This window comes from Candidatus Protofrankia californiensis, from assembly GCF_900634765.1.
Lineage (GTDB): Bacteria > Actinomycetota > Actinomycetes > Frankiales > Frankiaceae > Protofrankia > Protofrankia californiensis.
Window position 1 is genome coordinate 7,460 of record NZ_CAAAFT010000373.1, and the last position, 7,647, is coordinate 15,106.

General features: G+C 68.9%; 7 protein-coding genes. 3 read left to right on the forward strand and 4 right to left on the reverse strand.

The window, feature by feature from the left end; translation table 11 throughout:
• Positions 1-51: 51 nt before the first annotated feature.
• From DD1DGNOD_RS19070 to DD1DGNOD_RS19085, 4 genes are all read right to left on the reverse strand, one after another.
• Positions 52-1,077, reverse strand: a complete 1,026-nt coding sequence (locus DD1DGNOD_RS19070) for a 6-phosphofructokinase (protein ID WP_131767833.1) — start codon at positions 1,075-1,077, stop codon at positions 52-54.
• A 255-nt stretch (positions 1,078-1,332) separates the two neighbouring features.
• Positions 1,333-1,899 carry a polyadenylate-specific 3'-exoribonuclease AS gene (locus DD1DGNOD_RS19075; protein ID WP_131767834.1) on the reverse strand — a complete coding sequence of 189 codons (567 nt, stop codon included), beginning with the start codon at positions 1,897-1,899 and terminating at the stop codon, positions 1,333-1,335.
• Positions 1,896-3,401: a hypothetical protein gene (locus tag DD1DGNOD_RS19080; protein ID WP_165036888.1), complete on the reverse strand. Its 1,506-nt coding sequence runs from the start codon at positions 3,399-3,401 to the stop codon at positions 1,896-1,898. The genes DD1DGNOD_RS19075 and DD1DGNOD_RS19080 overlap by 4 nt, the downstream gene beginning before the upstream one ends.
• 34 nt (positions 3,402-3,435) lie before the next feature.
• A complete protein-coding gene (locus DD1DGNOD_RS19085) occupies positions 3,436-4,320 on the reverse strand; it encodes a lysophospholipid acyltransferase family protein (protein WP_131767836.1) in 885 nt (294 codons plus the stop codon).
• A 398-nt stretch (positions 4,321-4,718) separates the two neighbouring features.
• Here DD1DGNOD_RS19085 and DD1DGNOD_RS19090 point away from each other — a divergent pair, with 398 nt between their 5' ends.
• Genes DD1DGNOD_RS19090 through DD1DGNOD_RS19100 form a run of 3 tightly spaced genes read left to right on the forward strand, consistent with a single transcriptional unit; the run spans position 4,719 to position 7,588 of the window.
• Positions 4,719-5,492, forward strand: coding sequence for an alpha/beta hydrolase (locus DD1DGNOD_RS19090; protein ID WP_131767837.1), 774 nt, complete (start codon positions 4,719-4,721; stop codon positions 5,490-5,492).
• 3 nt (positions 5,493-5,495) lie between these two features.
• A complete protein-coding gene (locus tag DD1DGNOD_RS19095; protein ID WP_131767838.1) occupies positions 5,496-6,278 on the forward strand; it encodes a hypothetical protein in 783 nt (260 codons plus the stop codon).
• Positions 6,279-6,337: 59 nt separating this feature from the next.
• Positions 6,338-7,588 (forward strand): TIGR00300 family protein, encoded by a 1,251-nt coding sequence (locus tag DD1DGNOD_RS19100; RefSeq protein WP_131767839.1) that lies wholly within the window; start codon positions 6,338-6,340, stop codon positions 7,586-7,588.
• Positions 7,589-7,647: the final 59 nt, after the last annotated feature.

Genomic DNA, 7,647 nt, shown 5'->3' on the forward strand with positions numbered 1-7,647 from the left:
AACTTGGGCCTTCCAGCGGCGCGAAAACACGATCGCGCCGCCTTCGGCCTTCTAACCGAAGAAAACCTCGGCCTCGGCATAGAGCTCCTCCGGCACCAGTTTGAGCTCCCGGGTCGCCTCCGCCAACGGCACCCGGTCGATACGGGTACCGCGCAACGCCACCATCATGCCCCAGGCACCGTCGTGCACGGCATCGATGGCGTGCAGGCCGAAGCGGGTCGCCAGCCACCGGTCGAACGCTGTCGGGGTGCCGCCCCGCTGGACGTGGCCGAGCACGGTCGCGCGGGACTCCCGCCCCGTCCGTCCACGGATCTCGGTCTCCAGCACGGAGGCGATCCCCTGGAGCCGGACGTGGCCAAAGGCGTCCAGCTCCCCCTCCTTGACGGTCAAGGAACCGGCCACCGGGACGGCACCCTCCGCCACCACGATGATCGGCGCGTAGTGGGAGGCGAAGCGGTGCTCGACAAAGGCGCAGACCTTGTCGATGTCGAACGGCCGCTCCGGAAGAAGGATCACGTTGGCCCCGCCCGCCATACCACTGTGCAGCGCTATCCACCCCGCGTGGCGTCCCATCACCTCGACGATGAGGACACGGTGATGGCTCTCCGCGGTGGTGTGCAGCCGGTCGATGGCCTCCATCGCGATGTTGACGGCGGTGTCGAAACCGAAGGTGTAGTCGGTGGCGGACAGGTCGTTGTCGATGGTCTTGGGCACGCCGACGACCGGGATGCCTTCGTCGTGCAGTCGGGCGGCCACCCCCAGCGTGTCCTCCCCACCGATCGCGATCAGTGCGTCGACCGCGTGCGCGGCCAGGGTGTCCCGAATACGCGCGACGCCGTCGTCCTCCTTGTAGGGATTTGTGCGGCTGGATCCGAGAATAGTACCGCCGCGTGGGAGAATTCCCCGCACCGCCTCGACCCCCAGCGGCACGGTGGCATTCTCCAGCGGACCTCGCCAACCGTCCCGGAAGCCGACAAAAGAATGTCCGTAGACATCCGTACCTTTACGGACGACTGCCCGAATGACAGCATTCAGCCCGGGGCAGTCCCCGCCACCTGTCAGTACTCCGATCCGCACTCCGTGTACCTCCTAGCGGACCAAAGGCGGCGCGATCATCTTTTTCGCGCCCGGGTCCCCGCCGGGTCCGAGATCCGAAAGCCGACCTGGCAGATCCGGGAGACCCAGGCCCCCTGGTCACTTAATAGTCTTAGTCGGTGACGAGTCACTCCTGTCAGGTCGGAAGCGTAATCCCATGGACGTGCTCGGAGAAACACATCCGGCACCCGTGGCGTGGGGAATTTCCCGGCCCGGAAGCCGTACTTCACGGAAGCTTCACTTCGCGGGAGCCGGGGACAGCCGGGCCCGCAGCGGTGCCAGTACCCGCCACCGGTCGAGGTTGTGCCGGGCGTCGGCGAGCGCGTCGTGGGCGTCGTGCGGGGGGGGCGGCAGCGGTGGACGGCCGACCTCCTCCCAGAGCTGGCGCAGATCCCGGGTGAAACGGGGAAACAGCCGGGGAAGATCGGTCATCGTGCCGAAAAGCTGGCAGAGCACCACATGGTCGTAGGCGGCATACCAGGCCCACAGCTCCGGAGGCCCGGCCATGCCGAGAAACTCGATGATGTCGGAGCGGATGCGCGCCCGCGACCGCCAGCTGGGATCGGACGGCGGCGGGAGTTTGTCCAGGACGTTGCGCCGCACCCACGGCACCGCGAAGGCCGGGTCGAACTCGGTGGACACGGCGTAGTACTCCTGGGTGCCGTCCTCGCTGACGATTCCGATGCTCACCAGATCCAGCCAGAGGTGGCCCCCCTCCGAGCGTTCGATGAACTCGGTGTCGTAGAGATATCGGCTGGCCACCGATCCAGTCTGCCTGCCGACCTCCCGAAACGGGACGCTCATCCTCCGCCGGTCACCAGGCCACGACGGCGACCACGACGCGTCGTCGACAACAGTCCGCCCAGAACGACCGCCGTCCCCGTGGCGCCGGCCAGCGGCAGCGCCCATAGCAGCACGCCGTTCACGTCGTCATCGGCGACCTTGTCAACGGCTCTGTCAGCGGCTCTGTCGTCGCTGTGGCCGCCGCGGCCGGTCTGGCCGGCCGGGGTCGTGGTACCAGCCGGGGTTGTCGCACCGGCCTGCGGGCATGGATCACCGGGAGGCGGCGGCGCGACCGGCGGAGCCCCACCGGCGGGCGCCGGCTCGACCCGGACGTCCACCCGGGCCGCTCCCGTATCGGTGGCCAGGCAGACCACACCCGCGCCAGGGGCGGAGACGACCGTGGCCCCGGACGCCCGCACCAGGTAGCCGTCGGGGTAGGCGCCGACCGGGACACGGATCTGGGTCGCGACTCCGCGACGGAAGGCACTACCTGTCGGGGACACCGGCAGGTAGGACAAGGCGAGCAGCCGTCCGGACGGATTGTAGGTCGAGCTCACCGGAACGCCCGCGACCGCGGAGGGGTAGGGCCTGGCGAGGACGGCGAGGGTCGTGCCGGTCAACGGCCGGTCGAAGAACCATCCGATCTGCGCGGTCTCGGCAGCCGACACCAACCGCAGCACGGTCGCCGGATCCCCGGCCGCCCAGCCGACCAGGAGCACCGCCTCGTCGTTGGTCGCCGTGCTCGCGGTCGGGTCGAACGAGGCTGGGCTGCTTCGCCAGAGCAGATGGTGGGTGTCCTCCGCCCGCACGGCGCCGCTGAGCAGCAGGGGATTCGCCGACGCCGGGACCATCAGCTCGAAGCCGACCAGGCCGGCAACATCACGGAACCGGCCTGACAGCCGCCGCAGACCCGCGGCGAACACCTCGTCCCCCGCCCTGACCGCGGCGGCGGTCGGCACGATCTGGATCATCGCGCGCAGACCCTGCCCGGTGACGACCGCGACGGAGGCGGCAAGCCGGTCAAGCCCGTCACCGGCGGTGTTGTCGGCGGTGTCACCGACGGTTTTGTCGGCGTCGCCGGGCAGCCGGGCCGACCCGCCGACACGGCCCGGCTGCCCGGTGAACGTCCCATCGGCTTCCATCCGCACGCCAAGGCTCACCGCGGTGAAGCCGACGGCGGCCCACTGCGCGACGGTGGCCTGGTCGAGAGCGGCACCGGGCGGCACCGAAACGCCGCGCACGAACAGCGTCCGACCGTCAAGGTCGACAATGAACCGGCCCGCGCGCAGGACCGTGCCGGCAGGTGGATCCGTCACCGCCGACCGCGCGGGTGCGGGACTCCCCGACGTGACCTCCGGCGCCGGCTGGGCCCGGGCCGCGGGTACGGCACCGGTTGTCAGCTGGATGGCAACCGTGGCAACAGCAGTTGTCACGGCAAGCCGTGCCGGGGCACGCCGCATTCCTGCCGACCGGCGCCCACGCGACGGATGGTCGAGCGCTACAGGATCCCCCGATGAGTACACGCCGACCATCCTGCCGTGCCCCGCCAGCGGGAGGTCAGCCTGCCTGACGGGTGTCGGTCTGATCACCCAGGCCCGACAGGCCGGCGTTGCGACCGGCCCGCCGGCGGGCGCGCGAGCTACGAGGCGCCTTCGTCGACACCTTCGTCTGCGCCTCTGCCGAGGCCCGGTCGACCGTATGACCAGCAGCCTTGTGGCCGGGATCTCCGTCGGAACCGCCGGCCGCCCCGGTCGCAGCCTCGTGCGCGGCGGTGAGCTCGCTTTTGACTCGCTGTGCGTACCTGTCGACGTACTCCTGGCCTGAGAGCGCCATGAGCTCGTACATGATCTCGTCGGTCATGGACCGGAGCACGAACCGGTCGTCGACCATGCCCTCGTACCGGCTGAAATCAAGAGGCCGGCCGATGCGGATGCCGACACGGCGGATCCTGGGCATCAGCTTCCCCTGGGGCTGCACCTCGAAGGTGCCGATCATCGCAACCGGAATGACCGGCACCTTCGACTCCAGCGCCATCCGGGCAACACCGATCTTGCCTCGGTACAGCCGTCCGTCCGGCGAGCGCGTGCCCTCCGGATAGATCCCCAGCAGCTTGCCGCGCTGGAGCACCCTCACGCCGGTCCGCAACGCCATGTCGCTGGCGGCTCCACCGCTGCGGTCGATCGGGAGCTGACCCGCGCTGGTGAAGAACAACCGCTTCAGCCAGCCTTTGAATCCCGGTGCGGTGAAGTAGTCGCTCTTGGCCAGGAAGGTGACCCGTCGCGGCACGACCAGCGGGAGGAAGAAGTGGTCGGAGAAGGACAGATGGTTACCGGCGAGGATGGCAGGACCTCGTTCCGGGATGTTTTCCAGCCCCTCGACCCACGGCCGCCAGAACAGCCGCAGGATAGGGGTGAGAAACGCCTTGACGACCCAGTACAACACGTCAGCTCCCGGTGTGGTCGTCCACCAATATCGGCCCGACGTGCCCGCACACGGTGGCCCGAATAACCCTATGGAACCGGGATGGCCCCGTCCACCACGAGGACCACCTCGAAGACCGCCGCGGGGTCGACCGGAAGGTCGACCGGAAGGATGTCGACGGGCCGGAGGTCCGCGGACACCGGCCACCGGCCCTCCTGCGGCGACGCGGGGTCCGCGCGGGCATGGGACCGGCTACCGGGGCCGGCGTCGGATAAGGCATCGGCATCATAGTGAGCATGGCCTGTACCCGCCCGGCATGCGAGCATGCTGCGGAGCCGGTTTGCGCGACGAAAACAGAAAAATCGCCCATCTCCACGGAGTGCGGCCGATCGCGCACAAGCAACGAGAGGGCGGGCACCATGGCAGGCGTACCACGGCGTTCGGTCATACCGGGTGCGGAGCCGTTCGAGCACGACGGCGGCGACATCGGGGTGCTACTGGTCCACGGATTCACGGGCACACCCCAGAGCATGCGCCCTTGGGGCGCGTTCCTCGCGGAGGCGGGCCTGACGGTCTCCTGCCCGCTGTTGCCGGGCCACGGCACACACTGGCAGGAGATGAACACGACAACCTGGCACGACTGGTTCGGCGCGGCCGAGGACGCCTTCAACCGCCTCCGGCAACGCTGCCCGACCGTGTTCATCATGGGGCTGTCCATGGGCGGGACCCTGACCCTGCGGCTGGCGGAAGTGCATGGCTCGGCGGTGGCCGGTGTAGTCACGGTCAACCCCAGCCTCGGCACCGACCGCCGGGTGGCGGCGCTCGCCCCGGCGCTCTCGCGGTTCGTCCCCGGCGTGATCGGGGTAAGCAGCGACATCAAGGCCCCGGGTACGGCGGAGGTCGCCTACCGCCGGCTGCCCCTGCGGGCCTTCGTCTCCCTGCGCGAGCTGTGGGCGCTGACAGTGGCGGACCTGGGCCGCATCACAAGCCCGATCCTGACCTTCCGCAGCCGCGTCGACCACGTCGTCGAAGCCACGTCCGGACGGATCCTGCTGGAAGGCGCGACATCGTGCGCCGTCTCCGAGCGCATCCTGGAGAACAGCTACCACGTGGCGACACTCGACAACGATAGACAGACAATTTTCCAGGGAAGTCTCCAGTTCGTCGACACACACACGGTTGTCTCGGGGTGAGTCGTGCCTGACCTGCCACCACCTGCCTGTGGACCGCCGCCGGAGACCGGTCCGCCTGCCTGTGGACGGCCGCCGCAAGCCGGTCCGCCCGATGCCGAGGACCGCGACGCGGCCACGATCGGGCCCGCCGACCGGTCCGGCGCGCACCGAGATGATCCCGCACCCGCGGACGGCACCGCGAACCGGAACCCCACCGCCGGTGAGCCGCCGGCGGCGGACACCCCCGGCGGGGACGAGTGCACAGGTCAGGACGCGGATCAGGACGCGGCCTTCGCCTCGCTCGTGGCCCGTTTCGACGCCGAACCCGTCGAGCGGACCTGGCCGTCCAGCGAGGACGTCACGGTGCGGGCGGAACCCCCGAGCGTGACCGTGCGTCCGATCTGGCGCTTACCACTCGACCCGAGGTACCGAAACGACCATTTCCCCTTCCCCGCGGACGGGACCGGCACCGGAAATCCAGCCGGCGACGGGACGGATGTCGACCTTCCGGGTATCCCGGACGACCCCGACGCCTCCGATGATCCCTATGATCCGTCGGACCACTACGAGCCACCGCCCCCACCTCCGATACCACGCATGCAACCCACCACCCGGTGGGCGTTGTGTTCCATCGCCCTCGGCGTCGCGATCCTGTTGGTGCCCACAATTGCCGGGATTGACCACGGCAGGCCCTATGACGTCGGAGGAGTCATGCTTGTGCTGGGCGGAGTCGCCACACTGGTACTCCGAATGGGGGATCGGCCGCCCACCGATTCAGCGGACGGCGACGACGGCGCGGTCGTCTGATCCGGATTCGCCGGTAGGCGGACCGGACGCCTGCGTCACGTCACGGAAGGGGCGGCTGCGTGCAGTTCCACGAAAAGGTCGAGATACATGGTCACCTGATGGACACCGGTATTCTTGCCCGGATACTCGACGACGTCCTGGGTTACGGGGGCGACTACGAGATCGAGAGTATCGATCTCGGTATGACCCACGACGACGAGTCGCATGCGATGATCATCGTCGGGGCGGACTCGAGGGAGCATCTGACCCGCATTCTCATGCGGATCAAGGCTTATGGCGTCAACAGCGTGGAGCCGGGCACGGCAGTGGTGCGGGCGGCTGACCGCGACGGGATCTTTCCCGCCGACTTCTACTCGACCACCAATCTGGAAACCGTGGTCCGCCTCGGCGGCCAGTGGGTACCGGTGGAACATCCCGAGATGGACTGCGGCCTTGTCGTCTCCGAAGGGCGGGTACGCACCATCCCGGTCTCCGACGTCCGGGCCGGCGACATGATCGTGTGTGGCGTGTCCGGGGTGAAGGCCGTCCTGCCGGTCACCGACCACTCGACCCGGATACACGGAACCTTCCAGTCCATGTCGTCGTCCACGGCCCTACTGGCGCCACAGCGCCAAGCCCTGCTGGTCCGGACGATCGCCCGCCAGATCCGTGAGCTCAAGGCGGAGGGCTTCGGAGTGCTGTGGGTGGCCGGGCCCTCCGTCGTCCAGACCGGGGCCACCTCGGCCATGGTCACCCTGATCGAAGCCGGCTACGTCGACGTGCTCTTCTCCGGCAACGCCTTCGCCGCCATCGACATCGAAGCGGCCCTGTACGGAGCGGCGTTCGGCAACGAACCCAGCCGCGGCAAGGGGGCCGAACGCGGGCACGAACAGTACATCCGGGCGATCAACACGATCCGGCGCGCCGGATCCATCGCCGCCGCCGTCGACAACGGCATCCTGACCAGCGGGATCATGCATGCCATCGTCAAGGCGGACAAGAAGTTCGTCCTGGTCGGCTCGGTCCGGGACGACGGCCCGCTGCCGGACGTCCACACCGACGTGCTGGTCGGCCAACGCGCCATGCGCGACGCCCTGCGCGGGATCGGATTCGCGATGATGGTCGCCTCGATGCTGCATTCGGTGGCGACAGGCAACATCCTGCCGGCATCCATCCCCGTGGCCTGCGTGGACATCGACCCCAGCAGCGTCACCAGGATCGCCGACCGCGGGTTCACCCATGCTGTCGGTGTCGTCACGGACGCCGGGCTGTTCCTGGAACAGCTGGCCCAGGAACTGGTTGCCGACTACCGTCCGGACACGACCCGCTGATCGCGCGGGGCTGCCCGCGTCGCCGACCGGTTCAGCGACGAGCCGTCCAGGGACGAGCC

What these genes read in the sequence shown, in the direction of transcription:
- DD1DGNOD_RS19075 (WP_131767834.1), bottom strand. Translation starts at nt 1,899, where the DNA reads ATGAGCGTCCCGTTTCGGGAGGTCGGCAGGCAGACTGGATCGGTGGCC.
- DD1DGNOD_RS19090 (WP_131767837.1), top strand. Translation starts at nt 4,719, where the DNA reads ATGGCAGGCGTACCACGGCGTTCGGTCATACCGGGTGCGGAGCCGTTC.